We start from the raw sequence: 24,583 nt of genomic DNA on the forward strand, positions 1-24,583 counted from the left end.
TTTACCCCGGTCACTGACCTCAGTAAGCTCCCGGGGATAAAAGTGCCTGCCGCCTTGCTACAGCACGAACTATGCCGGCTGCCTGTTAATTAACATCACATTGAGGACGGCTTAAAACCGACTTACATCAGCCCTTTCTTCGCCAGCTCGGTTTTGAAATTGTCGCGGGTGATCAGCACCACGTCGGTCACTTCGGTGAATTTCGCTGGCTCCTGTCCTTTGGTCACCCAGTTGTAGAGCATTTCGCTGCTCTTATAGCCGTGCACGTCCGGGCTCGGCAGCAGGGAACCGTAGAAGCCGGTTGGCGCGCCCTTCGACAGCTCGCTTACCGCATCCACCCCGTTGATGCCGATACCGATTACGTCCGGCGCCTTGAAGCCCTGGCCTTCGGTGGCGCGCACGCCGCCCAGCACGGTGTTATCGTTCATGCCGACAATCAGCCAGTGCTTAACTTCCGGATGCTGCACCAGCAGCGAGTTACCGGCGTCAAACGCGCCCGGGATATCGTTGGATTTGGTCGGCACCTGATAAATCTGTTTCTCCGGGAAGCCGGCGGCTTTCAGCGCGGCCATTGAGCCACCGGTGCGGCGGCGCGCGGTATCCAGTTCGTTAGCAGTAATCGCCATCACGGCGGTTTGCTTCACATCCCAGCCGCGTTTCTGCATCTCTTTGTACAGCTCCTGGCCCTGACGCTCGCCGATTTTGGTTGCCGCCATCATCACCAGCGGTACGGTATCCATCGGCTTGCCTTTGGCGGTGACAAACTGGTCGTCCACGGCAATCACTTTCAGGTCATAGCTGCGTGCTTTGGCGACGATGGCCGAGCCCAGCTTGGGATCCGGGGTACAGATGACAAAGCCTTTGGCGCCGCTCGCCGCCAGGCTATCGATAGCGTTCAGGGTTTTTTCACCGTCCGGCACGGCAATTTTGATCACTTCAAAGCCGAGATCTTTGCCGGCCTTATCGGCGAATTTCCACTCGGTCTGGAACCAGGGTTCCTCCGGCTGTTTGACGAGAAAACCGAGCTTCATGGTCTCGGCGATAGCGGATTGTGACATAAGCGCGGCGAGGCCTGCGGCCGCCAGTGCTTTAGTGAATTTATGCATGATGCTCTCCGGCACAATGGTGTTTTATCGCTGTTATCAACGAATCGGTGTAAACGCTACCAATCAGATTTCACGTTCGGGTACAGCGCAAAATCAGCGCGTTAGCTCAAAGGTTGTACAAAGGCTGTGCAAACGCTGGGCTAGTTGTAGCGGGAAAAGCGCGGAAAAATGTAGAGCGGTATCACATCCCAAAACGATGACTAAATCCTCCATATATTCAGCAAAATTAACCGGACATTAACTTTTGCTGTCGATCACACAACCCCGCCGATGACAGAAAAGTGCATATTCTCAGCCGCTGATGACTAACCGCCGCCCGCTCCCCATTCCAGGATAGAGCGAGACAACTCACACAGGAGAATCCCGATGAGCGCGGGTGCCATAACAATTGGGCTGGATTTCGGCAGTGACTCGGTACGAGCGCTGGCCGTGGAGTGCCACAGCGGTAAAGAGCTGGAAAAGGCGGTGGTCAACTATCCGCGCTGGGCAAAGGGTGAATTCTGCGATGCCCACGCCAACCGCTTTCGTCATCATCCTCAGGATTATATTGATGCGCTGGAGCAGGCCATCGTCAGCGTGGTGCAGGCGTTAACCCCGGCGCAGCGCGCCGCGGTGGTGGGTATTGGCGTCGATTCTACCGGCTCGACGCCGGCCCCCATCGATCGCGACGGCAACGTCCTCGCGCTGCGTCCGGAATTCGCCAGCAATCCCAACGCCATGTTTGTGCTGTGGAAAGATCACACCGCCATAGAAGAAGCCGAAGAGATCAACCGCCTGTGCCGCAGCGGCCAGTTCACCGACTATACCCGCTACATCGGCGGCGTTTACTCCTCCGAATGGTTCTGGGCCAAAATTTTGCACGTGTCGCGTGCCGATGCCGCGGTGCGAGAGGCGGCGGTTTCGTGGGTAGAACTGTGCGACTGGGTGCCCGCGCTGCTGAGCGGCACCACCGCAGCGGCCGAACTGCGGCGCGGACGCTGCGCCGCCGGGCACAAATCATTGTGGCATCCGGAGTGGCAGGGTTTACCGCCGGCGGCGTTCTTTCGCGCGCTCGATCCCATGCTGGTGGAACAGCTCGATTCGCCGCTGTTCAGCGATACCTTTACCGCCGATGTGCCGGTCGGCACGCTGTCGGGCGAATGGGCGCAGCGCCTCGGTCTGTCAGAACAGGTGGTGCTGTCCGGTGGCGCCTTTGACTGCCACATGGGCGCGGTTGGCGCGGGCGCACAGCCGTACACGCTGGTGAAAGTCATCGGCACCTCCACCTGCGACATCCTGATCGCCGACAGCGAACAGGTTGGCGATCGCGCGATCAAAGGCATCTGCGGTCAGGTCGACGGCAGCGTAATGCCGGGCGCCATCGGCTGTGAAGCCGGACAATCGGCGTTCGGCGACATCTATGCCTGGTTCAGTCGCCTGCTCGGCTGGCCTTTGCAGCAGGCGGCGCAGCGCCATCCTGAATTACAGCCGCAGCTGGCTGCGCTGCAGCAGGATCTGATCCGCCAGCTGACCGACGCCTGGGCGGCAAATCCGCAACTCGATCACCTGCCGGTGGTGCTGGACTGGTTTAACGGTCGCCGCACGCCGGACGCCAACCAGCGCCTGAAAGGCGTGATTACCGACCTCAACCTCGGCACCGATGCGCCGGCGCTGTTCGGTGGCCTGATTGCCGCCACCGCCTTTGGCGCACGCGCCATCATGGAGTGCTTCGAGCAGCAGCAGATTCCGGTGCAGAACATCCTGACGCTCGGCGGCATTGCGCGCAAATCCCCTGCCATCATGCAGGCCTGCTGCGATGTGATGAACCGGCCGCTGGACATTGTCGCTTCCGATGAGTGCTGCGCGCTGGGCGCGGCGATTTTTGCCGCCGTTGCCGCCGGCGTTTACCCCGATGTGCCGGCGGCGCAGCAGGTGATGGCCAGTCCGATTGCCGTCACCCTGCAGCCGGACAGCGCGCGCGTGGCGACTTATCAGCAGCTTTATCAACGTTATCAACACTGGTGCCAGGCGGCTGAACCGCAGTACGCCGCGCGCGCCGCATCCGCTAAGTAAAGGAGCGATGAATGGAACAGAAAGTCTGGTTTGTGATTGGTACACAGCATCTCTACGGAGCGGAAACCCTGCGCCAGGTTGAGCAGCATGCGCGCCAGGTGATGGACGGCCTGAACCAGGCCGGTACGCTGCCGGTGCCTCTTGAGCTGAAGCCGCTGGTGAAATCACCGGATGAAGCGCTGGCGCTGTGCCGTGAGGCCAATCACGACAGCCAGTGCGTCGGTATCATTACCTGGCTGCATACCTTTTCGCCGGCAAAAATGTGGATTGGCGGACTGAGTATTTTGCATAAGCCGCTGCTGCAGTTTCACACCCAGTTCAATGCGGAAATTCCGTGGGACAGCATGGACATGGACTTCATGAACCTGAACCAGACCGCGCACGGCGGCCGTGAGTTCGGCTTCATTGGCGCGCGCATGGGTCTGCAGCACAGCGTGGTGACCGGTCACTGGCAGGATAAAACCAGCCAGCAGCGTATCGCGCGCTGGATCAATGCCGCCCTGGCGAAGCAGGCCAGCCAGCAGCTGAAAGTGGCGCGCTTCGGTGACAATATGCGCGAAGTGGCGGTCACCGAAGGCGATAAAGTGGCAGCGCAGATTCAGTTTGGCTATGCGGTTAACGGCTGGGGCGTCGGCGATCTGGTTGAGGTGGTGAACAGCGTCAGCGACGGTGATGTCAACGCGCTGGTCGACGAATATGAGAGCCAGTATCTGTTCAGCGCGGCGGCGTCAGTAAACGGCGACAAGCGGCAGAATGTGCTGGATGCCGCACGCATCGAACTGGGCCTGAAGCGCTTCCTCGATAGCGAAGGCTGTAAAGCCTTTACCACCAATTTCCAGACGCTGCACGGTATGACCCAGCTGCCCGGTCTGGCGGTTCAGCGCCTGATGGCTCAGGGCTACGGTTTCGCCGGTGAAGGCGACTGGAAAACCGCAGCGCTGCTGCACATCCTGAAAGTACAGGCCGGCACGCGCGCCGGTGGCACCTCGTTTATGGAGGATTACACCTACCACTTCGCGCCGGGCAACGAGCTGGTACTGGGCTCGCACATGCTGGAAGTGTGCCCGTCGATCGCCAAAGAGGAGAAGCCGCTGATTGATGTGCAGTTCCTCGGCATTGGCGGTAAAGCCGATCCGGCGCGTCTGATTTTCTCGACGCCGGCGGGTCGCGCGGTGAACGCCAGCGTCATCGACATGGGCGACCGCTTCCGTCTGCTGGTCAACGTGGTCGATACCATTGAACAGCCGCACGCGCTGCCGAAGCTGCCGGTGGCACGCGCGCTGTGGCGCGCACAGCCGTCGCTGGCCACTGCTTCTGAAGCGTGGATCCTGGCGGGCGGCGCACACCATACGGTGTTCAGCCAGGCGCTGGATGTTGAGGATATGTACCTGTACGGCGAACTGCACGGCATCGAAGTGCTGGTGATTGATGACGAGACGCGCCTGCCGGCCTTCAAAGATGCGCTGCGCTGGAACGACGCGTACTACCGCCTGAAACGTTAATTGCCTGAGATGTTGAAGTAAGCCGCGAGTGTATCGCGGCTTTTTTTGGCTTAAAACGTGCGGTCCAGTCAACAAAGGCAGGCGTTATGTAAAGCCGGCGTGAATACCTCCCTGTCGCCCCGGCCGCCGCATCCCTGCAGCGTACGCTTTACGCCACTGCCCGCCTCTATTTCTCATATCCGTGTGCTGCGAGTGGTCAGATTTAAATGCTGCGCAGCGCACAAATGACAGCGATGAACAACTTAACTGTCCCATCAAGGCCAGCCCGATTAGCAAAGCGTCCGCGCCAGGGATGGCGCGGCCGATCGGCATGGATGCGGGGTTTCTTTGCGATCGGGCTGGCCTTTGTGGGGCCGGGCACCCAATTAACAGCAATCCTACCCAACATCCACGAATCAGAGCATAAAAAAAGGTGCGCCAGTTTGCGCACCTCTTAATACACATGCGATCACGACTAAGACGTTAAACGCTTAACCGGCGCGTTCTGCTGGCGGTCCCACATCACCGTCAGCAGACGCTGCAGCGCAATAAAGGCAAACAGCAGGATACCGATGGCGATTTTGGTCCACCACGAACTCAGCGTGCCATCGAAGTTAATCCATGTCTGAATCAACCCCTGAATCAGCACCCCAAACAGCGTGCCCAGCACCGTACCGACGCCCCCCGACAGCAGCGTACCGCCAATCACCACCGAAGCAATGGCATCCAGCTCGACGCCCAGCCCGGCCAGCGCGTAGCCGGCCGAGGTGTAAATGGAAAATACGATGCCTGCCAGCGTCGCCAGCGTGGTCGACAGCATATAAATCTTAATCGTGGTGGCGCGCGTCGACACGCCCATCAGCTGAGCCGACGTCAGATTGCCGCCAATGGCGTACACCTGATTACCAAAGCGCGTACGGTGCGCCAGCAGAATGCCCCCCGCCACCACCACCAGCATAATCACCGCCAGCAGGCTGAGACGTCCGCCGCCGGGAATTTTCCACGCCAGGCTCGACAGCGTGGTATACAGCGGATGATCGATAGGAATCGAGTTCTCCGACACCAGATAGCTGCAGCCGCGCAGGAAAAACATCCCGGCGAGCGTAATGATAAAGGCCGGGATTTTTAATGCATCAATCAGCCAGCCCATCATGGCACCAAACAGCGCGCCTGCCGCCAGAATCAATGCAAAGGCCAGCAGCGGATCGACATGGTAGTCGCCGATGATGCGCGCCAGGAACACGCCGGTGAAGGCGATCACCGCGCCAACGGACAGATCGATGCCGCCGGACAAAATCACAAACGTCATGCCGACGGCGATGATGCCGAGAAACGCATTATCAGTGAGGATGTTGCAAATCACCCGCGTTGAGGCAAAGCCGGGAAACTGGCTGAGGCAGAACAGGTAACCCGCGACAAACACCAGCAGGGTAATCATTAACGGTAAATGACGCTTGATCATGGTTTACGTCTCCCCTTCAGCATGACGATAAAGCGCGGCGACTGCAGCAGCAGTACGCACATCACCACCACCGCTTTCACCACCTGGTTCAGCTCCGGCGGAAAACCTGACAGCAGGATGCCGGTATTCATTGACTGGATTATCAGCGCGCCAACCAGCGACAGCACCAGGTTAAAACGCCCGCCCATCAGCGAGGCGCCACCAATCACCACCGCCAGAATGGCGTCCAGCTCCAGCCACAACCCGGCATTATTGGCATCGGCACCGCGAATATCGGCGGCGACAATCAGCCCGGCTACCGCCGCACACACGCCGCTGATGGCGTAGGTGGACATCACCACCAGCCAGCCGGTCACCCCGGCATTGCGCGCCGCACGCAGGTTGATGCCTACCGCTTCGATGAACAGGCCAAGCGCGGTTTTGCGCGTCAGCAGCCATACCGCTACCGCCACCAGCAGGGTAATCCACACCGGTACCGGCAGCAGCCACAGCGAACCGCTGCCAAACCACGCGAGGCTGTCACTGTTAAAGGTGACGATCTGTCCCTGGGTGATCAGCTGCGCGATGCCGCGCCCGGCCACCATCAGAATCAGCGTGGCGACAAACGGCTGAATCTTCAGCAGGGCCACCAGCACGCCGTTCCACAGGCCGCACAGCAGCCCGGTGCCGAGCGTGGCCAGAATAATAAAACTCAGGCTGTGCCCCGCCACCGTCAGCGTCGCCGCCGTCGCGCCGGCAATCGCCATTACCGCACCCACCGACAAATCGATCCCGCCGGTGGCGATCACCAGCGTCATACCAATCGCCAGCAGCGCCACCGGTGCGGCGCGGTTGAGAATATCAATCGGGCTGCCGAACAGCCGGCCATCCTGAATGTGAATAGCAAAAAAGTTATTCGCCACCAGGCTGTCGATCAGCAGCACCAGAATCAGCGCGACGATCTGCGGCATGCCCGGCGGCAGCTTCGGCTTCCGCCGTTCCGGTTTTTCGTGTGTCATAGGCGATTCAAGCATGTTGTGCTCCTCCGTCCGCGATGGCGTTGACAATCGACGCCACCGACAGTTGCTCCAGCGGAATTTCGGCGACCTGCTTCAGATCGCGCATGATCAGCACGCGATCGGCATAGCCCACCAGCTCTTCCAGTTCAGAGGAGATGACCAGCAGCGCCAGTCCGTCGGCGCACAGGGATTCTATCAGCCGAATGATCTCGGCGTGGGCGCCCACGTCGATACCGCGCGTCGGCTCATCCAGAATCAGAAACTGTGGTTTAGTCACCAGCCAGCGTGACAGCAGCACCTTCTGCTGGTTGCCACCCGACAGCAGCTCCACCGGCTGGTCGGCGTGCGGTGTGCGAATCCCCAGGCTCTTGATAAAACGCTCGGCTATCGCCTGCTGCTCACGGCGTTTGATCGGCCGCAGCCAGCCACGCTGCGCCTGCAGCGCCAGAATGATGTTTTCCCGCACCGAAGCTGCGCCGATGATGCCGTCAGTTTTACGATCTTCCGGGCAGAAGCCCATGCCGAGACGCGAGGCTTTGGCCGGCGTGCGGATGTGCTGCACTTTGCCTTTGATGGTGGCGGTACCACGATCGGCACGGCGGATACCAAACAGCACCTCGGCGGTCTCGGTGCGCCCGGAGCCGAGCAGCCCGGCCAGCCCCACCACTTCGCCCGGCCGTACCTGCAGGCTAAACGGTTCAATGGTGCCTTTCTTGCCGTAATCCTCAAACGACACCACCGGCTGATTGCTGCGTAACGTGCTGCCCTGGCGCTGCAGTGCGGTTTCCAGCAGCTCTCGCCCCAGCATCAGCTTGATCAGCTCAATCTGCGGCAGCGAGGCGGTGTCCCGCGTGGCGATAAACTGGCCGTTGCGCAGTACGGTAATCCGGTCGGTAATACGGTACACCTGGTCGAGAAAGTGGGTGACGAAAATCAGACTCATGCCTTTGGCTTTCAGCTGCGCCATCAGGGTAAACAGCATCTCCACTTCGCTGGCATCAAGGCTGGCAGTTGGTTCATCCAGAATCAGTACCTGCGCGGAGAGATCGACTGCGCGGCAGATCGCAATGATCTGCTGCATCGCCACCGAGTAGTGGCCGAGCGGACGCGTCACATCCAGCGCGAAGCCGTAGTTGCGCATCAGCGCATCGGCGTCGCGCACCATGCGCTTGCGATCGATCATGCCGAAGCGGCGCGGCTCGCGGCCAATGTAGAGGTTATCCGCCACCGACATATTCGGCAGCAGATTCACTTCCTGATAAACGGTGCCAATGCCCATCTGCTGCGCATCGGCGGTACTGTGCGGCGCAATTACCGCGCCGTTGAGGGTAATGGTGCCGGCATCCCGCGTGTAGACGCCGGTCAGCACTTTAATCAGGGTCGATTTCCCCGCGCCGTTCTCACCCAGCAGCGCCATAATTTCGCCCTTGCGGATACTGAACGACACGTTATCCAGCGCTTTGACGCCGGGAAAGCCTTTGCTGATGCCGTTGAGGCTCAGCAGGGGTGTTTCATCGTAGCTGCTCATCAGATTCTGCCTCGCTTACGTCATAAAAACCGCCCCGAAGGGCGGTTGCGGGGATCAGTAACCCATGCCCTTTTTCTTATCCAGCTCCGCCTGAGCGTCAGCCGGTAAGAACAGTTTTGATTCGGTTTTGATGATTTTCGGCGGCAGCGTGCCGTCTTTTTTGAATTTCTCCAGCGCGTCAAACGCCGGGCCAGCCATGTCCGGCGTCAGCTCAACGTTAGCGTTGGCCTCGCCGGCCAGCATCGCTTTATAGATATCCGGCACGCCATCAATCGAACCGGTGAGAATATCTTTGCCCGGTTTCAGGCCGGCTTCTTTAATTGCCTGGATGGCGCCGATCGCCATGTCATCGTTATGCGCATACACCATGCAGATGTTTTTGCCGTTGTTCTCGGCTTTGATGAAGCTCTCCATCACCTCTTTACCCTTACTGCGGGTAAAGTCACCGGACTGCGAGCGAATCACTTTGATGTTGTTGTGGCCGGCGATGGCTTCGGCAAAGCCTTTCTTACGGTCGATCGCTACGCTGGCACCAACGGTACCCTGCAGTTCCACCACGTTACACTGCTTGTCACCGACGGTTTTCACCAGCCAGTCACCAATCAGTTTGCCTTCCAGCACGTTGTCGGCCGTCACCACCGCCATGTACAGCGATTTATCTTTCACCACGATGGCGCGGTCCAGCAGGAACACCGGAATTTTGGCGTCTTTGGCCTCTTCCAGCACCGGTTCCCAGCCAGTCTGTACCACTGGCGCGATAAAGATGGCATCAACGCCCTGAGCGATGAACGAGCGCACCGCTTTGATCTGGTTCTCCTGCTTCTGCTGACCATCGGCAATTTTCAGGGTGATACCGCGCTTTTGCGCCTCACTTTTTGCCACGTTGGTTTCGGCTGAACGCCAGCCGGATTCAGAACCGACCTGTGAGAAGCCCACCGTCATGTCGGCAGCCAGAACCGATGTGCTGAGTGCGGCGCTGACCATGGTGGTCAAGAGTAAACGTTTCCACATAATTTTCATTCCTCTGAAGGGAGTGTGCTGTAGGGGTACAAACGCGCTTCAAGCCTGGCGCAATTGCGCTAAAACAAGCGCGACACACCTCACAAAACAGAATGAATTAAAGGGGTTACGCGTATCAGCGTGTCAGGCAGCTGACTCAGCTTATGGACAAAACGCCTGAACTTTATGTCAGCGGAGGTTAAATAACTGTAATAAACAGAAGCGGTTATGACCGCAGGCACTGGAAACGATTACAACGGACACGTAAAGAATGGTTATTCATGCGGGCGGCAGGCAATGTTCTGTTTTGTGATAATTCGCACACTTGCGATTTGACGTTTCATCACAGCTGCACCCTTGTGCGTCACCCGTTACAGATAAATCGCTTTTTCGCGCCTGCTGCGTTTCAAAATAAGCGCAACAAAAGTGCGAAAAATAGCGTCTGGAATACCGTTTAAGGCAGCTGTTAAATTTTCTCACCAGCCCCCGGTTAACGGGGCCAAAAACGCGCCTGACGCGCAGGAAAATGCGCGTTAAAAAAGATAAAAGCGTAAAAAAGTCCCATTTGATGAGCGAATTAGCGCACGTTGTCTGAATTTTGAATTTTTTTAACCGCGGTGTCTGGACTCTGGCCGCGTGCTCCCTATACTTGAGCACTTCCCCGTTCTCTATCTTTTATGGCAATCATGACTGCGCTCGATTACCTGCTGAAATTTCGTAAAGTGAATAATCTTGAGAGTCTGGAAAAACTCTACGATCACCTCAATTATTCGCTCACTGATGATAACGAGATCATTAATATGTACCGCGCCGCCGATCACCGCCGTGCTGAACTCGCCTCAGGTGGCCGTCTGTATGACCTCGGCTGTGTGCCGAAATCCGTCTGGCGCTACGTGGTGTAAAGCGCGCTTATCTCTGTTTCTGCCCCTGGTGCGCTGTCCGAATCGGGCGTGACCCGTTTGGACATGGTACGCTCTGCCTCGTCTTTTTTCTTACATCAGGATGAACAACATGTCCGAATCGGTAAACCCGCCGCGTATTGCCGGCTGGCTGCTGCTGCCGCTTGCCTGGCTGATTATGACGATGCTGACCAGCGCGCTGGTGGTGGCGCTCTATCTGCGGCCGCTGTTTGACACGGAACTGCGCACCACGCTGTTTTCTCACGCCAGTATTTTAATGACGCAGTGGCTGGTGTCCTTACTCACCGCCGCCGCGGTGTGGCTGTACAGCATCTGGGTGTGCTGGATCTTTTGTCAGCGCTCGCGCCGTCTGCCACGTCACTACATTCTCTGGCTGCTGATGACCGTATTGCTGGCGCTGAAAACCTTCGCTTTTACGCCGGTGGCTGATGGGAAAGCGATCCAGACACTGCTGCTGGCCCTGCTCTCGGCGGCGGTCTTTGTGCCCTACTTCAAACGCTCACAGCGGGTCAAACAGACCTTTATTCAGCCCTGATGACGCTCTTTTCGTCAGGAATTTAATTCTGAGTGCTCTCAGCCAGCGCACGAATCGCGCAAAGGTTGAGATGCACCTCTCAATTCCGGATAATAAACGCCTTTCGGCTTCCCAGGTTAAAAAATGACCGATTACTTACTGCTCTTTATTGGCACAGTGCTGGTGAACAACTTCGTGTTGGTCAAATTCCTCGGCCTTTGCCCTTTTATGGGCGTGTCAAAAAAACTGGAAACGGCCATTGGCATGGGACTTGCCACCACGTTCGTCATTACGCTGGCGTCGATTTGCGCCTGGCTGGTGAATCACCTGATTCTGCTGCCGCTCGATCTGGTGTACCTGCGTACCATGGCCTATATCCTGGTGATTGCGGTAGTAGTGCAGTTCACCGAAATGGTGGTGCGTAAAACCAGCCCGTCGCTGTATCGCCTGCTCGGTATCTTTTTGCCGCTGATCACCACCAACTGCGCGGTGCTGGGCGTGCCGCTGCTGAGCGTCAACCTCAACCACACGTTCCTGCAGGCGGCGCTGTACGGCTTCAGTGCGTCACTCGGCTTTTCGCTGGTGATGGTGCTGTTCGCTGGCATGCGTGAACGTCTGGTGCTGGCCAACGTGCCGGCACCGTTCAAAGGAAACTCCATTGCCCTGATCACCGCTGGCCTGATGGCGCTGGCGTTCATGGGCTTTACCGGTCTGGTGAAATTCTGATATGACCGCGATTTGGATTGCTATTGCTGTTCTGGCGGCGCTGGCACTGGTGTTTGGTGCCCTGCTGGGCTACGCCTCGCGCCGCTTTGAAGTAGAAGAAGACCCGATTGTTGAGCAGATCGATGCGATTCTGCCGCAGAGCCAGTGCGGCCAGTGTGGCTATCCCGGCTGCCGTCCGTACGCCGATGCGGTGGGCAATAACGGTGAAGCCATTAATAAATGTGCGCCGGGCGGCGAACAGACCATGCTGAAGCTGGCCGAACTGCTCAACGTTGAACCGCAGCCGCTGGACGGCGGCGCGGAGGTGCTGACGCCGGTTCGCACCGTGGCGTGGATTGACGAAGCCAACTGCATTGGCTGCACCAAATGTATTCAGGCCTGTCCGGTTGACGCCATCGTCGGTGCGACGCGCGCCATGCACACCGTGCTGAGCGATGTCTGCACCGGCTGCGACCTGTGCGTCGCGCCCTGTCCCACCGACTGTATTGAGATGCGCCCGGTTGCCACCACCACGGCCAACTGGAAGTGGGATCTCGACACCATACCTGTACGGGTGATCCCGGTAGAACATCATGCTTAATCTGTTATCGCTGCTGCGCAAAGAGAAGCTGTGGGATTTCGAAGGTGGCATTCACCCGCCGGAAATGAAAACCCAGTCCAGCGGCACGCCGCTCAGCCAGCTCCCGTTGCCTGAACAGTTCATTATTCCGTTGAAACAGCATATCGGCCACGAAGGCGAAATCTGTGTCGCGCCGGGCGATAAGGTGCTGCGCGGCCAGCCGCTGACCTTTGGCAGCGGCCGGATGCTGCCGGTGCACGCGCCCACTTCCGGCACCATTGAAGCCATCGCGCCACACATGACGGCGCACCCTTCCGGCCTGTCCGAGCTGTGCGTTTTCCTGCGCGCCGATGGCGAAGATCGCTGGATGCCGCTCGATCCGCAGCCTGACTATCGCGCGCTGGGCCGGGATGCGGTGGTGAAACGCATCCACGATGCCGGTATTGCAGGCCTCGGCGGCGCGGGCTTCCCGACCGCCACCAAACTGCGCGGCGGACTGCGCGGCGTCAACACGCTGATCATCAACGCCGCCGAGTGCGAACCTTACATCACGGCGGACGATCGCCTGATGCAGGATTGTGCGGCGGAAGTGCTGGAGGGCTGCCGCATCCTCGCCTGGGTGCTGCAGGCGGAGCGCGTGCTGATTGGCATTGAAGACAATAAGCCGGAGGCGATTGCCGCGCTGAAACAGGCGCTGGCCGGTGACCGCGAGCTGCAGCTGCGGGTGATCCCAACCAAGTACCCTTCCGGCGGCGCCAAACAGCTGACCAAAATTCTCACCGGGCGGGAAGTGCCGCACGGCGGACGCTCCACCGACATTGGCGTGCTGATGCAGAACGTCGGCACCGCCTGGGCGGTGAAGCGCGCCATTGTCGATGGCGAACCGATTACGGAACGCGTGGTGACGCTGACCGGCGAGGCCATTGCCCGGCCGCGTAATGTCTGGGGCCGTCTTGGTACCCCGGTAAGCCATCTGTTGCAACAGGTCGGTTTCACGCCGGGTGCGCGCCAGATGGTGATCATGGGCGGGCCGCTGATGGGCTTTACCCTGCCGTCCCTCAACGTGCCGGTGGTGAAGATCACCAACTGTATTCTGGCACCGTCGGCCAGCGAGATGGGGCAACCACAGGAAGAACAGTCCTGCATCCGCTGCAGCGCCTGCGCTGACGCCTGCCCGGCAAAACTGCTGCCGCAGCAGCTGTACTGGTACAGTCAGGGTGGCGATCATGACAAAGCGCGCGCCCATCACATTGATGACTGCATTGAGTGCGGTGCCTGTGCGTATGTCTGTCCCAGCAATATTCCGCTGGTGCAGTATTACCGTCAGGAAAAAGCCGAACTGCGCGCCATCGATCTGGAGGCCAAACGCACCGCCGAAGCCAAAGCACGGTTTGAAGCGCGTCAGGCACGCCTTGAGCGGGAAAAACTGGCGCGGGAAGCGCGCCACGAGCAGGCCAAACAGCGGGTTGCGCGCAGCGATAAAGCCGAGCTGGAAGCGGCAACCGGGCGCGTGAAAGCGCGTCAGGCGAAAACGCCGGAACAGGAAGCGGCCGAACGCGAAGCGCGCCATGCGCAGGCGCTGGCGCAGCAGGCCGAGAAGCAGGCTGAAACCGAACCGCTAAGCCGCCAGGCCATTGACCCGCGCAAGGCCGCCGTGGAAGCCGCCATTGCGCGTGCTAAAGCGAAAAAAGTGGCCGCGCCGGCACGGCCAGCCGCTGACACCACGACCGCAGAAAGCGATCCGCGCAAAGCGGCGGTCGAGGCGGCTATTGCGCGCGCCAAAGCGAAGAAAGCGGCGGCGGCGCAGACGCCGGCCGACGCTGAGCCGGCAGCGGAAACGCCAGCGGCTGAGGTCGATCCGCGCAAAGCCGCAGTCGAAGCGGCTATTGCGCGTGCCAAAGCGAAGAAAGCTGCGGCCGCGCAGACGCCGGCTGATGCTGAGCCGGCAGCGGAAACGCCAGCGGCTGAGGTCGATCCGCGCAAAGCCGCAGTCGAGGCGGCTATTGCGCGTGCCAAAGCGAAGAAAGCCGCGGCCGCGCAGACGCCGGCTGATGCTGAGCCAGCAGCGGAAACACCCGCAGCTGAGGTCGATCCGCGCAAAGCCGCAGTCGAAGCCGCTATCGCCCGTGCCAAAGCGAAGAAAGCCGCGGCCGCAGCGCAGCAGACAGCCGACGCGCCCGCCGCATCCCCTGAAGTGGAGGCTGCTGCCTCTCCTGACTCCGCCGACCCACGCAAAGCGGCGATTGCCGCAGCGGTCGCCCGTGCCAAAGCGCGTAAAGCGCAGCAGCAGCCTTCGACGACTGAGGACTAAATGGCTTTTCGTATTGCAAGTTCGCCTTATACCCATAACCGCCGCAGCACCGGCAACATCATGCTGCTGGTGGTGCTGGCCGCGCTGCCCGGTATGGCGGCACAATGGTATTTCTTTGGCATCGGTTTCCTGATTCAGGTGCTGCTGGCAATCGCTACCGCATGGATCACCGAGGGCGTGATTCTGCGCCTGCGTCACGCGCCGGTAGTGCCGACGCTGGCAGATAACTCTGCCCTGCTGACGGCGCTGCTGCTGGGCATCAGCCTGCCGCCGCTGGCGCCGTGGTGGCTGGTGGTGCTCGGTACCGTATTTGCCGTGGTTATCGCCAAGCAACTGTACGGCGGCCTCGGCCAGAACCCGTTCAATCCGGCCATGGTCGGTTATGTGGTACTGCTGATCTCCTTCCCGGTGCAGATGACCAGCTGGCTGCCGCCGGACGTACTGCAGGCGATTAAACCTGGCCTGATGGACTCACTCAGTATGATTTTTACCGGCCACACGCTGGCCGGTGACACCATGCAGCAGTTGCAGCTGGGTGTGGATGGCGTGAGCCAGGCTACGCCGCTGGATACCTTTAAAACCGGCCTGCGCGCCGGGCACAGCGCCGAACAGCTGCTGGCCCAGCCGATTTATGGCGGCGTACTGGCCGGCCTCGGCTGGCAGTGGGTCAATCTCGGCTATCTGCTCGGCGGCATGCTGCTGCTGGCGAAGAACGCCATCCGCTGGCATATCCCGTTCAGCTTCCTGCTGTCGCTGGCGCTGTGCGCCACGCTCGGCTGGCTGTTCGCGCCGCAGTCGCTGAACTCGCCGCTGGTGCATCTGTTCTCCGGGGCGACCATGCTCGGTGCGTTCTTTATTGCCACCGATCCGGTCACCGCGTCCACCACCAACCGTGGCCGGCTGATTTACGGTGCGCTGATTGGCCTGCTGGTGTGGCTGATTCGCAGCTTCGGTGGCTATCCGGATGGCGTCGCCTTCGCGGTGCTGCTCGCTAACATCTGCGTGCCGCTGATTGACTACTACACGCAGCCGCGCGTGTATGGACATCGCAGGGATTGATGATGATCGAAACCATTCGTAAAAACGCGTTCACGCTGGGCATGTTTGCCGTGATCACCACCGGCGTGACGGCGGTGGTCAACTATGTCACCAAACCGACGGTCGATCACCAGACCGCGCTGCAGCAGAAAAACCTGCTCGACCAGGTGGTGCCCACCGATTTGTACGACAACAATATTCAGCAGGAGTGTCTGCTGGTGACCGATGCCCGCGCGCTCGGCAACGACAAACCGCATCATCTGTATGTGGCGCGCAAAGGAGATCAACCGGTGGCCGCCGCACTTGAGACCACTGCCCCCGACGGCTATTCTGGCGCAATACAGATGCTGGTCGGCGCTGATTTCCATGGCAAAGTGCTGGGCGTACGCGTAATTGAACATCATGAGACGCCGGGTCTGGGTGATAAAATTGAGCTGCGAATTTCCGACTGGATCAACAGTTTTAACGGCAAAGTGGTGCACGGTGCCGACGATAAAGCCTTTGCGGTGAAAAAAGACGGTGGCGAATTTGACCAGTTTACCGGCGCGACCATCACGCCGCGCGCGGTGGTCAACGCCACCAAACGCACGGCGCTGCTGATTGAAACGCTGCCAGCGAAGCTCGCTTCGCTGCCTGAATGTGGAGATGCACCATGAGTGAAGCGAAAAATTTACTGATTGGCGGACTGTGGAAGAATAACTCGGCGCTGGTGCAGCTGCTGGGGCTCTGTCCGCTGCTGGCGGTGACCTCAACCGCCACTAACGCACTGGGCCTTGGACTGGCAACCACGCTGGTACTGACCATCACCAACAGTGCGATTTCCGCTTCGCGCCGCTGGGTGCCGGGTGAAATTCGTATTCCGATCTACGTGATGATCATCGCCTCGGTGGTGAGCTGCGTGCAGATGCTGATCAACGCCTATGCCTATGGCCTGTATCAGTCGCTGGGCATCTTTATCCCGCTGATCGTCACCAACTGCATTGTGGTGGGACGTGCGGAAGCGGTGGCATCGAAAAGCAGCATTCCCCTCTCCGCGCTGGATGGCTTTGCCATCGGCATGGGCGCTACCTGCGCAATGGTGACGCTGGGTTCGATTCGTGAACTGATTGGTAACGGCACGCTGTTCAACGGCGCTGACCAGCTGCTGGGGCCATGGGCTAAAGCGCTGCGCATTGAAGTGGTGCATTTTGATTCACCGATGCTGCTGGCGATGCTGCCGCCGGGTGCGTTTATCGGCCTCGGTATGCTGCTGGCCGGCAAATACCTGATCGATCAGAAAATGAAGCAGCGCGCCGCACGTCAGCTGGAGGCTGCTGCTGCCGCGCCGCAGGGCGAAACCGGGAAGGCTGTGTGAATAAGGATAAACGCCTGCAGATCCTCACGCGGCTGCGTGACGCCAATCCCCATCCGACCACCGAACTGAATTTCAGCTCACCGTTTGAGCTGCTGATCGCTGTGCTGCTGTCGGCACAGGCAACCGATGTCAGCGTCAACAAAGCCACCGCCCGACTCTATCCGGTGGCCAATACGCCAGCGGCAATGCTGGCGCTCGGCGTGGAAGGCGTTAAAGAGTACATCAAGACCATTGGCCTGTTTAACAGCAAAGCGGAAAACGTCATCAAAACCTGCCGCATTCTGCTGGAGCAGCACGGCGGTGTGGTGCCGGAAGACCGCGCGGCACTGGAAGCCCTGCCCGGCGTCGGGCGTAAAACCGCCAACGTGGTGCTCAATACCGCCTTTGGCTGGCCCACCATTGCCGTGGATACCCACATTTTCCGCGTCAGCAATCGCACCCGCTTTGCGCCGGGTAAAAACGTTGAGGAAGTGGAGCAGAAGCTGCTCAAGGTGGTGCCGGCCGACTTTAAGGTTGACTGCCATCACTGGCTGATTCTGCACGGTCGCTACACCTGCGTGGCGCGTAAACCGCGCTGCGGCTCCTGCCTGATTGAAGATTTGTGTGAATTTGCGGAAAAGACCGACTGACTGCGGGCTAACAACGGCGCGACATCGCGCGCCGTACTCTCAGCAATAATCGTTATCGCGCCGCCTGCAGCCACGCCACCACCAGCGGCGACAGCCGGTTCTGAAGCGCAGCACGTTCAGACTGGAACAGCGTGGCGACAAAGAACGGATGATCGGTCAGCTCTACCCCGCGCACATCCCCCTGCAAATCCCATGAGGTAATGCGCAGATTGCGCGTGGCCAGCGCCTCGCTGAACTCAGCGTTAACGCCAAAGTTGCAGTGATAGCCTTCGTTACTCTGCAGCGCGCCGTAGGCCTGAGCAATACGCGAACCCGGCTCAAACGTCACCTCACCGCGCTGTTCCACCAGCGAGCAGGCCAGCGGCGCAATCACCCAGCGCGCGTCAGGGTCGGTCTCGGCATGGCCAGCATCCTCCCAGCCCAGCACGTTGCGCGCATACTCCACTACCGCATACTGAAAGCCGGCGCACGAGCCTAAAAAGGGTTTACCGCTTTCGCGCGCCCAGCGAATGACGTCGAACACGCCGGCATCATTCAGGAAGGGACTGCCAGGCACTACCCAGACGGCATCATAGTCGTGCAGACGCGGCAGATCGATTTCCGGCGTGGCGATCCAATCGGCGGTTACGTCAAGGGAGAGTGTGGCGGCGGCAAGCTGAATGGCAGGAGGAATGGCCTGATGCGCGACGGCACTGGCACGGTAATCGCCCACGAGAGCGACACGAACGGACTGCTTCATGATGAGTTCCTTGCAGGGAAAAAACGAGGTTACAGCAATTTCTTCAGGCTGTCGAAGGGCTGGCGATCGGCTATCCATCCTCCCCCTGCCTGGCGCAACAGGTCGCTGCCGCCGGGGGCGTTGCAGAGCTTATACAATGAAAGCCGCGATTAAGTGGTGAAATTGTCGGCAAACGGGAGAGCGGCAATCGTTTTCTTTTTTTACATTTCTAATTAATTGATAATTTTGTGCGCAGGATCAACAAATTAGCCTGCGGCGAACCGTCAGCTGCGTATTGTGCTCAACAATCAGACAATTGCGCTTACTTCTTCGGCAAAAATCAGGGGAATCATCCAGCTTAATGGGCTGGATAATATTATGTCCTGCCCGGAGCAGGAAAAGCAGTTTATCTCAGGAAAATCCATCAACCGATCTGCAACAAGAACAATTATCCTGCTATAATGTCACGCAGTGATATTTAACACTGATTTACAAGTTATTATCCTGGTTATAACCCTGCCTGTAACAAGTATTTCAGCGTGCAGAAAATGCTTGCCCTGTTGGCCTGATTCAGCCAAATTAGGCGCCGTTTTTCCTTTCTAATAACAATGTTGCGCGGGATTACCCAGCCCGACGCAGACTTAATTCCTGTTGTAAAACAGGCGATGTATAAACTGAGGTATACGTGTCAACTGCAAACAAACACACTGATGAGGCGGTAAGCCTTAACGCCTTCCGTCAGCCGAAAGCGTTCTATTTGATCTTCTCCATCGAACTGTGGGAGCGTTTTGGCTACTACGGTCTGCAAGCCATCATGGCGGTCTATCTGGTGAAACAGCTGGGGATGTCCGAAGCGGACTCCATCACCCTGTTCACCTCGTTCAGCGCACTGGTTTACGGCCTGGTTGCCATTGGCGGCTGGCTGGGCGACAAAGTGCTCGGCACCAAACGCGTGATTATTCTCGGCGTCATTGTGCTGGCGCTGGGCTATGCGATGATTGCCTTCTCCGGTCATGACACCACCATGGTGTATGTGGGCATGGCGACCATCGCCGTGGGTAGCGGGCTGTTCAAGGCTAACCCTTCTTCACTGCTGTCGACCTGCTACGAGAAAGACGATCCGCGCATCGACGGTGCCTTCACCATGTTCTACATGTCGATCAACATCGGTTCGCTGTTCTCCATGATGCTGACTCCGTGGCTGGCGGCCAAATATGGCTGGGGCGCGGCGTTTTCGCTGTCGGTGGTGGGCCTGGTGATCACCCTGCTGAACTTCCTGTTCTGCCAGCGTCTGGTGAAGAATTATGGCTCCAAACCAGACTTTGCGCCGCTGCAGGTCGGTAAGCTGCTGATGACCCTTGTCGGCGTGGTTGCGCTGATCGCGCTGGCCACCTGGCTGCTGCATCATCAGAGCATTGCCCGCATGACGCTGGGCGTGATCGCGATCGGTATCGTGCTGGTGTTTGCCAAAGAAGCCTTTGCGCTGCACGGTGCGGCACGCCGCAAAATGATCGTTGCATTCCTGCTGATGGTCGAAGCTATTGTGTTCTTCGTGCTGTATATGCAGATGCCAACCTCGCTGAACTTCTTCGCCATCCGTAACGTCGAGCACGCGATTCTCGGTATTACCTTTGAGCCGGAACAGTTCCAGGCGCTCAATCCATTCTGGATCATGGTGGCCAGCCCGATTCTGGCGGCAGTCTATAACAAGCTTGGCGATAAGCTGCCGATGCCGCACAAGTTTGCCATTGGCATGGTGCTGTGCTCTGCAGCGTTCCTGGTGCTGCCGTTTGGCGCGAAATTCGCGAACCAGGCAGGTATCGTTTCGGTGAACTGGCTGATTCTGAGCTATGCGCTGCAAAGTATCGGTGAGCTGATGATCTCTGGTCTCGGCCTGGCGATGGTGGCGCAGCTGGTGCCGCAGCGTCTGATGGGCTTTATTATGGGCTCCTGGTTCCTCACCACCGCTGGCGCCGCGATGATTGCCGGTAAGGTAGCGAACCTGATGGCGGTGCCGGAAAACGTCACCGATCCTCACGCCTCACTGGCCGTGTATAGCCAGGTGTTCCAGCAGATTGGTATCGCCACTGGCGTAATCGCCCTGCTGATGCTGATTACCGCCCCGCTGCTCAACCGCATGACGCAGGATGACGCGCAGGCAGAACTGAAGCGCGCCAGCGCTAACCAGTAATCGTTTCTGAGCCGGGCTAAGCCCGGCTTTTTTTATCCCCCTTCACAACCCCCGCTTTCCGCTGTAGTTTAAGCAACACGCTTTTTATGCTCGCCTTGCACGGCTGAGATCGGGAATGGCTCATGGACAGATTTGACGAGCTGCAGGTGTTTGTTGCGGTGATTCAGCAGGGCAGCCTGGCTGGCGCGGCGCGCGTATTGCAGCGTTCGCCGCCGGTCATTACCCGCACGCTGAATGCGCTGGAAGCACGTTTTGGCACCACCCTGATTGAACGCACCACGCGCCAGCTGGCTCCAACCGAGAGCGGCTGGCAGCTGTTTGAGCAGGCGCAGCGCTTGCTTAACGATTACCAGAGCGCGCTCGACAGCGCCCACCACAGCGGACTGCACGGCCTGCTGCGCATCACCGCCCCGGTGATGTGTGGCCGTCGCCACGTGATGCCGCTGGTCAATGCCTTTCTGCAACAGCATCCGGAAATGCAAATCGAACTGATTCTTAGCGACAGCTATCAGGACCTGATTGAAAACGGGCTGGATATTGCGGTGCGCATTGGCGAGCTGCAGGATTCGTCGATGGTGGCGCGCAACGTCGGCAGCGTACGCTCGATGCTGGTCGCCAGCCCGGACTACCTTCGCCAGGCCGGAATCCCAGCCCATCCGGCTGAGCTCAGCATGCATGCGCTGGTGGCAGGCGTGCGCCATACCCGTGAGTGGCGCTTCGCGCACGACCTGCGTGTGCGCATCACCCCACGCCTGCGCGTCAATGATATCGCCAGCCAGCTGGATGCATTGCGCAGTGGCCAGGGCATTGGCCGTCTGTTGTCTTATCAGGTGATAGATGAACTGCAGGCTGGCACGCTGATCCGCCTGCTGAGCGAGTGGGAGCCGGCACCGCTGCCGGTGCATCTGGTGGCGCAGCGGGTGAAAAACATGGCGCCCAAGGTACGCTGTTTCTGGGATTTCGCGCTCACGGCACTGCCGCCGCGACTGCAGGCGGCCGCTGAATTTCCCGCGCCCGCCCGCAATTCCTGATCGCTGTCACTGGTAAAAATTTCTGGCAGTTTTATGCTGCTGACATCACAACAACTCATCAGGAGAGGCCATGATGAAACTCTATTGTAAGCCCGGTGCCTGTTCGCTCTCGCCGCATATCGTTGCGCGCGAATGCGGGCTGGATTTTACGCAGGTCAATGTCGATCTGCAGAAGAAAGTCACCGAGCGCGGAGAAGATTACTGGCAGATAAACCCCAAAGGACAGGTTCCCGCGCTGCAGTTTGATGACGGCAGCATACTGACGGAAGGCGTGGCGATTGTGCAGTATCTGGCGGATCTCAAGCCGGATCGCAACCTGCTGGCACCGACCGGCAGCCTGACGCGCTACCACACGCTGGAGTGGCTGAGCTACATCAGCAGCGAATTGCACAAAACCTTTTCCCCGCTGTTCCGTCCGGATACGCCGGAAGAGTACAAAGCTATAGTGCGTGCACAGCTGGAGCAGAAATTTCAGCGCGTTAACGACGCGCTGCAGGATAAACAGTGGCTGATGGGGTTACGCTTCACCGTCGCCGATGTCTATCTGTTTGTGGTTACGCGCTGGGCAAAAGCCATCAAACTGAATCTGGAAGGTTTGAGCGCGCTGGAGGCATGGTTTGCGCGGGTGGCCGCGCGGCCGGCGGTTCAGGCCGCACTGAAGGCTGAAGGTCTGGTCTGACGCCACAGGCCGGCGTGCTGGCCGGCCTGTTGATTAGCAGCGATTATAGCTGTTCTGCCGCAAAGTGCTGCGTGGGTTGCGCAATCGCATCCTGCGCCGCCACCAGTTGCAGTTCATACTCGCCCATCTCGTGGGTTTTCAGCATCACTTCATATACTGCCGCCGTGACATGTTCCAGCGCATCCTGCAGCGATTTGCCGTGCAGCAGGTCAACCAGCAGCAGGCCACTGGTCAGATCGCCAACCCCCACCGGCTGACGCACACCAAAATCCACCAGCGGACGGCTGATGTGCCAGCACTGATCGGCGGTGACCAGCAGCATTTCAAAGCGATCGCTACGGCGTCCGGCGCGCGCCAGATGTTTCACCAGCACCACGCGCGGCCCCTGCGCAATCAATGCGCGAGCGGCTACCACCGCCTGCTCCACGTTTGCGACCGTCTGGCCACTGAGCATCTCCAGCTCCAGCAGGTTCGGCGCGATAAGATCGCTTGCCGGCATCGCCTGCTTGCAATGAAACTCCGCCACGCCGGGCGCAACGATGCAGCCTTTTTCCGGATGGCCCATCACCGGGTCACAGAAATACCAGGCGTCAGGATTCGCCGCCTTCACCATACGCACGATTTCCAGGATCTGTTCGCCCTGCTCCGCCGAGCCGAGATAGCCGCTCAGCACCGCATCGCAGGTTTTCAGACGATCGATGGCGGCGATCCCGCTGACGATATCGGTCAGATGGGTGGCGGGCATCACGGTGCCGGTCCAGTGACCATACTGGGTGTGATTGGAAAACTGCACGGTGTTTAACGGCCAGACGTTGGCGCCCATGCGTCGCATCGGGAATTCGGCCGCGCTGTTACCGGCGTGGCCATAAACCACGTGAGACTGGATTGCGAGGATATTTTTCATTATTGCCCTGTACTGCTTGCCATAAAAAAGGGCCGGAGACCGGCCCTTGCACCTTACTGCCAGCTAATCAGGCAGTAGTGTTTTTTGCCGCGACGCAGCAGCGTGTAACGACCAAACAGTTTGTCGCTGTCGCTGAAACGATACTCGGCATCAGACTGTTTCTCACCGTTGACAGACACCGCGTTGGAGCCAATCATGGTGCGCGCCTGGCCGCGTGACGGCACCAGTTCCGCCGCCACCAGCGCCTGTTGCAGATCGTCGTCCGCATTCAGGCTAATGGTCGGCATGCCATCCTGTGCCAGCTGCTCAAAGTCCGCTTCGGTCATGTCGCTCAGGCTGCCGGAGAACAGGCTGTCGGTGATGCGCTTCGCCGCGCTCAGACCGCTTTCGCCGTGCACCAGACGCGTCACCTGCTCTGCCAGCACATACTGCGCGCGCGGCGCTTTGCCACTGTTTTTGTCTTCTTCTTCCAGCGCATTGATCTCCTCAATGCTCATGAAGGTGAAGAACTTCAGGAAGCGATAGACGTCCGCGTCGGCGGTGTTGATCCAGAACTGGTAGAACTTGTACGGACTGGTTTTCTTCGCATCCAGCCATACCGCGCCACCTTCGGTTTTACCAAATTTGGTGCCGTCCGATTTGGTGATCAGCGGCACAGTCAGTCCCCACGCCTGCTGCTGATGCAGACGACGCGTCAGATCGATGCCGGAGGTGATGTTACCCCACTGGTCGGAGCCGCCAATCTGCAGCACCACGTCGTAGCGCTTGTTCAGTTCGGCAAAGTCGTAACCCTGCAGCAGGTTGTAGGAAAACTCGGTGTAGGAGATGCCCTGATCTTCACGGTTCAGGCGCATTTTCACCGCTTCACGGTTGATCATCTGGTTGACCGAGAAGTGCTTACCGATATCGCGCAGGAAGGTCAGCACATTCATGCCGCCAAACCAGTCATAGTTGTTGGCCGCGATGGCGCTGTTGTCGCCGCAGTCAAAATCGAGGAAAGGCGCAACCTGTTTGCGGATCTTCTCTACCCACTCGTTAACGGTTTCCGTGGTGTTGAGTTTACGTTCGGCCGCTTTAAAGCTGGGATCGCCGATCAGGCCGGTGGCACCGCCGACCAGGGCCACCGGCTTGTGGCCGGCATCCTGGAAACGTTTCAGGCACAGCAGCGGCACCAGATGGCCCAAGTGCAAGCTATCAGCGGTGGGATCAAAGCCGCAATAGAGTGCAATTGGCCCTTGCGCCAGCCGCTCTGCTAACGCTTCCTCGTCCGTTACCTGGGCTACTAAGCCTCTCTCTTGCAATTGTTGTATCAGGTTACTGCTGGTCATCACTGACTCCAAATTGATCAGACTGCACCTATGCTGGTACACAGCTGTCCGCTGA

The 24,583-nt window shown here is 59.0% G+C and carries 22 protein-coding genes; 14 read left to right on the forward strand and 8 right to left on the reverse strand.

Annotation, left to right across the window (positions count from 1 at the left end; genetic code table 11):
• Positions 1–122: 122 nt before the first annotated feature.
• Positions 123–1,106, reverse strand: coding sequence for an arabinose ABC transporter substrate-binding protein (locus tag C1N56_RS10555; RefSeq protein ID WP_021506179.1), 984 nt, complete (start codon positions 1,104–1,106; stop codon positions 123–125).
• Positions 1,107–1,472: 366 nt separating this feature from the next.
• On the opposite strand from C1N56_RS10555, the gene C1N56_RS10560 reads away from it, so the two are divergent.
• Together C1N56_RS10560 and araA are read left to right on the forward strand one after the other, a co-directional pair.
• Complete coding sequence (locus C1N56_RS10560) at positions 1,473–3,158, forward strand: ribulokinase (RefSeq protein WP_394516636.1); 1,686 nt, start codon at positions 1,473–1,475, stop codon at positions 3,156–3,158.
• 11 nt (positions 3,159–3,169) lie between these two features.
• On the forward strand, positions 3,170–4,660 hold the full coding sequence (gene araA, locus C1N56_RS10565) for an L-arabinose isomerase (protein WP_394516637.1): 1,491 nt from the start codon (positions 3,170–3,172) through the stop codon (positions 4,658–4,660).
• Positions 4,661–5,114: 454 nt separating this feature from the next.
• Here araA and yjfF read toward each other — a convergent pair whose 3' ends face one another.
• Genes yjfF through ytfQ form a run of 4 tightly spaced genes read right to left on the reverse strand, consistent with a single transcriptional unit; the run spans position 5,115 to position 9,638 of the window.
• Positions 5,115–6,101, reverse strand: a complete 987-nt coding sequence (gene yjfF / locus C1N56_RS10570; protein WP_021506182.1) for a galactofuranose ABC transporter, permease protein YjfF — start codon at positions 6,099–6,101, stop codon at positions 5,115–5,117.
• Entirely contained in the window at positions 6,098–7,114 is a 1,017-nt protein-coding gene (gene ytfT, locus C1N56_RS10575; protein ID WP_394516638.1) for a galactofuranose ABC transporter, ATP-binding protein YtfT, read from the reverse strand. Before ytfT ends, yjfF begins: the two co-directional genes overlap by 4 nt.
• Positions 7,107–8,627, reverse strand: a complete 1,521-nt coding sequence (locus C1N56_RS10580; RefSeq protein ID WP_021506184.1) for a sugar ABC transporter ATP-binding protein — start codon at positions 8,625–8,627, stop codon at positions 7,107–7,109. The genes ytfT and C1N56_RS10580 overlap by 8 nt, the downstream gene beginning before the upstream one ends.
• A gap of 54 nt (positions 8,628–8,681) precedes the next feature.
• The gene (ytfQ, locus tag C1N56_RS10585) at positions 8,682–9,638 is read right to left on the reverse strand and encodes a galactofuranose ABC transporter, galactofuranose-binding protein YtfQ (protein WP_021506185.1); all 957 of its coding nucleotides are present in this window, start codon (positions 9,636–9,638) and stop codon (positions 8,682–8,684) included.
• A gap of 674 nt (positions 9,639–10,312) precedes the next feature.
• Here ytfQ and ydgT point away from each other — a divergent pair.
• From ydgT to nth, 9 genes are all read left to right on the forward strand, one after another.
• Positions 10,313–10,528, forward strand: coding sequence for a transcription modulator YdgT (gene ydgT / locus C1N56_RS10590; protein WP_010618950.1), 216 nt, complete (start codon positions 10,313–10,315; stop codon positions 10,526–10,528).
• A 109-nt stretch (positions 10,529–10,637) separates the two neighbouring features.
• On the forward strand, positions 10,638–11,081 hold the full coding sequence (locus C1N56_RS10595; protein ID WP_058758460.1) for a DUF2569 domain-containing protein: 444 nt from the start codon (positions 10,638–10,640) through the stop codon (positions 11,079–11,081).
• Between the two features lie 123 nt (positions 11,082–11,204).
• On the forward strand, positions 11,205–11,786 hold the full coding sequence (gene rsxA, locus C1N56_RS10600) for an electron transport complex subunit RsxA (RefSeq protein WP_010618951.1): 582 nt from the start codon (positions 11,205–11,207) through the stop codon (positions 11,784–11,786).
• 1 nt (position 11,787) lies between these two features.
• Entirely contained in the window at positions 11,788–12,366 is a 579-nt protein-coding gene (gene rsxB / locus C1N56_RS10605) for an electron transport complex subunit RsxB (protein WP_021506189.1), read from the forward strand.
• Positions 12,359–14,656: an electron transport complex subunit RsxC gene (rsxC, locus tag C1N56_RS10610; protein ID WP_394516639.1), complete on the forward strand. Its 2,298-nt coding sequence runs from the start codon at positions 12,359–12,361 to the stop codon at positions 14,654–14,656. Before rsxB ends, rsxC begins: the two co-directional genes overlap by 8 nt.
• Positions 14,657–15,715 (forward strand): electron transport complex subunit RsxD, encoded by a 1,059-nt coding sequence (gene rsxD / locus C1N56_RS10615; protein WP_394516640.1) that lies wholly within the window; start codon positions 14,657–14,659, stop codon positions 15,713–15,715.
• A gap of 2 nt (positions 15,716–15,717) precedes the next feature.
• Entirely contained in the window at positions 15,718–16,350 is a 633-nt protein-coding gene (gene rsxG / locus C1N56_RS10620) for an electron transport complex subunit RsxG (RefSeq protein ID WP_031279157.1), read from the forward strand.
• Positions 16,347–17,048, forward strand: coding sequence for an electron transport complex subunit E (locus C1N56_RS10625; protein WP_058769715.1), 702 nt, complete (start codon positions 16,347–16,349; stop codon positions 17,046–17,048). The genes rsxG and C1N56_RS10625 overlap by 4 nt, the downstream gene beginning before the upstream one ends.
• Positions 17,045–17,677 (forward strand): endonuclease III, encoded by a 633-nt coding sequence (gene nth, locus C1N56_RS10630; RefSeq protein ID WP_058769714.1) that lies wholly within the window; start codon positions 17,045–17,047, stop codon positions 17,675–17,677. Before C1N56_RS10625 ends, nth begins: the two co-directional genes overlap by 4 nt.
• Before the next feature lie 52 nt (positions 17,678–17,729).
• Here the strand turns inward: nth and C1N56_RS10635 are convergent, their stop codons facing one another.
• Complete coding sequence (locus C1N56_RS10635; RefSeq protein ID WP_394516641.1) at positions 17,730–18,416, reverse strand: CTP synthase C-terminal region-related (seleno)protein; 687 nt, start codon at positions 18,414–18,416, stop codon at positions 17,730–17,732.
• Positions 18,417–19,080: 664 nt separating this feature from the next.
• On the opposite strand from C1N56_RS10635, the gene dtpA reads away from it, so the two are divergent.
• The 3 genes from dtpA (at position 19,081) to gstA (ending at position 22,296) form a co-directional block, all read left to right on the forward strand.
• Entirely contained in the window at positions 19,081–20,586 is a 1,506-nt protein-coding gene (dtpA, locus tag C1N56_RS10640; protein ID WP_058757699.1) for a dipeptide/tripeptide permease DtpA, read from the forward strand.
• A 122-nt stretch (positions 20,587–20,708) separates the two neighbouring features.
• The gene (locus C1N56_RS10645; RefSeq protein ID WP_058776276.1) at positions 20,709–21,617 is read left to right on the forward strand and encodes a LysR family transcriptional regulator; all 909 of its coding nucleotides are present in this window, start codon (positions 20,709–20,711) and stop codon (positions 21,615–21,617) included.
• Between the two features lie 73 nt (positions 21,618–21,690).
• The gene (gene gstA / locus C1N56_RS10650) at positions 21,691–22,296 is read left to right on the forward strand and encodes a glutathione transferase GstA (protein ID WP_031279159.1); all 606 of its coding nucleotides are present in this window, start codon (positions 21,691–21,693) and stop codon (positions 22,294–22,296) included.
• A gap of 43 nt (positions 22,297–22,339) precedes the next feature.
• Here the strand turns inward: gstA and pdxY are convergent, their stop codons facing one another.
• Positions 22,340–23,200 carry a pyridoxal kinase PdxY gene (gene pdxY / locus C1N56_RS10655; RefSeq protein WP_058776274.1) on the reverse strand — a complete coding sequence of 287 codons (861 nt, stop codon included), beginning with the start codon at positions 23,198–23,200 and terminating at the stop codon, positions 22,340–22,342.
• Positions 23,201–23,253: 53 nt separating this feature from the next.
• On the reverse strand, positions 23,254–24,528 hold the full coding sequence (tyrS, locus tag C1N56_RS10660) for a tyrosine--tRNA ligase (RefSeq protein ID WP_058780635.1): 1,275 nt from the start codon (positions 24,526–24,528) through the stop codon (positions 23,254–23,256).
• Positions 24,529–24,583 lie beyond the last annotated feature (55 nt).

The organism is Pantoea sp. SGAir0175 (assembly GCF_043547855.1).

Excerpts from the sequence above, each read along its gene's own strand:
- ydgT (WP_010618950.1), top strand. The coding sequence starts at position 10,313 with ATGACTGCGCTCGATTACCTGCTGAAATTTCGTAAAGTGAATAATCTT.
- rsxA (WP_010618951.1), top strand. The coding sequence starts at position 11,205 with ATGACCGATTACTTACTGCTCTTTATTGGCACAGTGCTGGTGAACAAC.
- C1N56_RS10560 (WP_394516636.1), top strand. The coding sequence starts at position 1,473 with ATGAGCGCGGGTGCCATAACAATTGGGCTGGATTTCGGCAGTGACTCG.
- C1N56_RS10645 (WP_058776276.1), top strand. The coding sequence starts at position 20,709 with ATGGACAGATTTGACGAGCTGCAGGTGTTTGTTGCGGTGATTCAGCAG.
- C1N56_RS10555 (WP_021506179.1), bottom strand. The coding sequence starts at position 1,106 with ATGCATAAATTCACTAAAGCACTGGCGGCCGCAGGCCTCGCCGCGCTT.
- ytfQ (WP_021506185.1), bottom strand. The coding sequence starts at position 9,638 with ATGTGGAAACGTTTACTCTTGACCACCATGGTCAGCGCCGCACTCAGC.
- yjfF (WP_021506182.1), bottom strand. The coding sequence starts at position 6,101 with ATGATCAAGCGTCATTTACCGTTAATGATTACCCTGCTGGTGTTTGTC.
- gstA (WP_031279159.1), top strand. The coding sequence starts at position 21,691 with ATGAAACTCTATTGTAAGCCCGGTGCCTGTTCGCTCTCGCCGCATATC.
- rsxG (WP_031279157.1), top strand. The coding sequence starts at position 15,718 with ATGATCGAAACCATTCGTAAAAACGCGTTCACGCTGGGCATGTTTGCC.
- C1N56_RS10625 (WP_058769715.1), top strand. The coding sequence starts at position 16,347 with ATGAGTGAAGCGAAAAATTTACTGATTGGCGGACTGTGGAAGAATAAC.
- C1N56_RS10595 (WP_058758460.1), top strand. The coding sequence starts at position 10,638 with ATGTCCGAATCGGTAAACCCGCCGCGTATTGCCGGCTGGCTGCTGCTG.
- tyrS (WP_058780635.1), bottom strand. The coding sequence starts at position 24,528 with ATGACCAGCAGTAACCTGATACAACAATTGCAAGAGAGAGGCTTAGTA.
- C1N56_RS10635 (WP_394516641.1), bottom strand. The coding sequence starts at position 18,416 with ATGAAGCAGTCCGTTCGTGTCGCTCTCGTGGGCGATTACCGTGCCAGT.
- araA (WP_394516637.1), top strand. The coding sequence starts at position 3,170 with ATGGAACAGAAAGTCTGGTTTGTGATTGGTACACAGCATCTCTACGGA.
- rsxC (WP_394516639.1), top strand. The coding sequence starts at position 12,359 with ATGCTTAATCTGTTATCGCTGCTGCGCAAAGAGAAGCTGTGGGATTTC.
- rsxD (WP_394516640.1), top strand. The coding sequence starts at position 14,657 with ATGGCTTTTCGTATTGCAAGTTCGCCTTATACCCATAACCGCCGCAGC.
- rsxB (WP_021506189.1), top strand. The coding sequence starts at position 11,788 with ATGACCGCGATTTGGATTGCTATTGCTGTTCTGGCGGCGCTGGCACTG.
- C1N56_RS10580 (WP_021506184.1), bottom strand. The coding sequence starts at position 8,627 with ATGAGCAGCTACGATGAAACACCCCTGCTGAGCCTCAACGGCATCAGC.
- ytfT (WP_394516638.1), bottom strand. The coding sequence starts at position 7,114 with ATGCTTGAATCGCCTATGACACACGAAAAACCGGAACGGCGGAAGCCG.
- pdxY (WP_058776274.1), bottom strand. The coding sequence starts at position 23,200 with ATGAAAAATATCCTCGCAATCCAGTCTCACGTGGTTTATGGCCACGCC.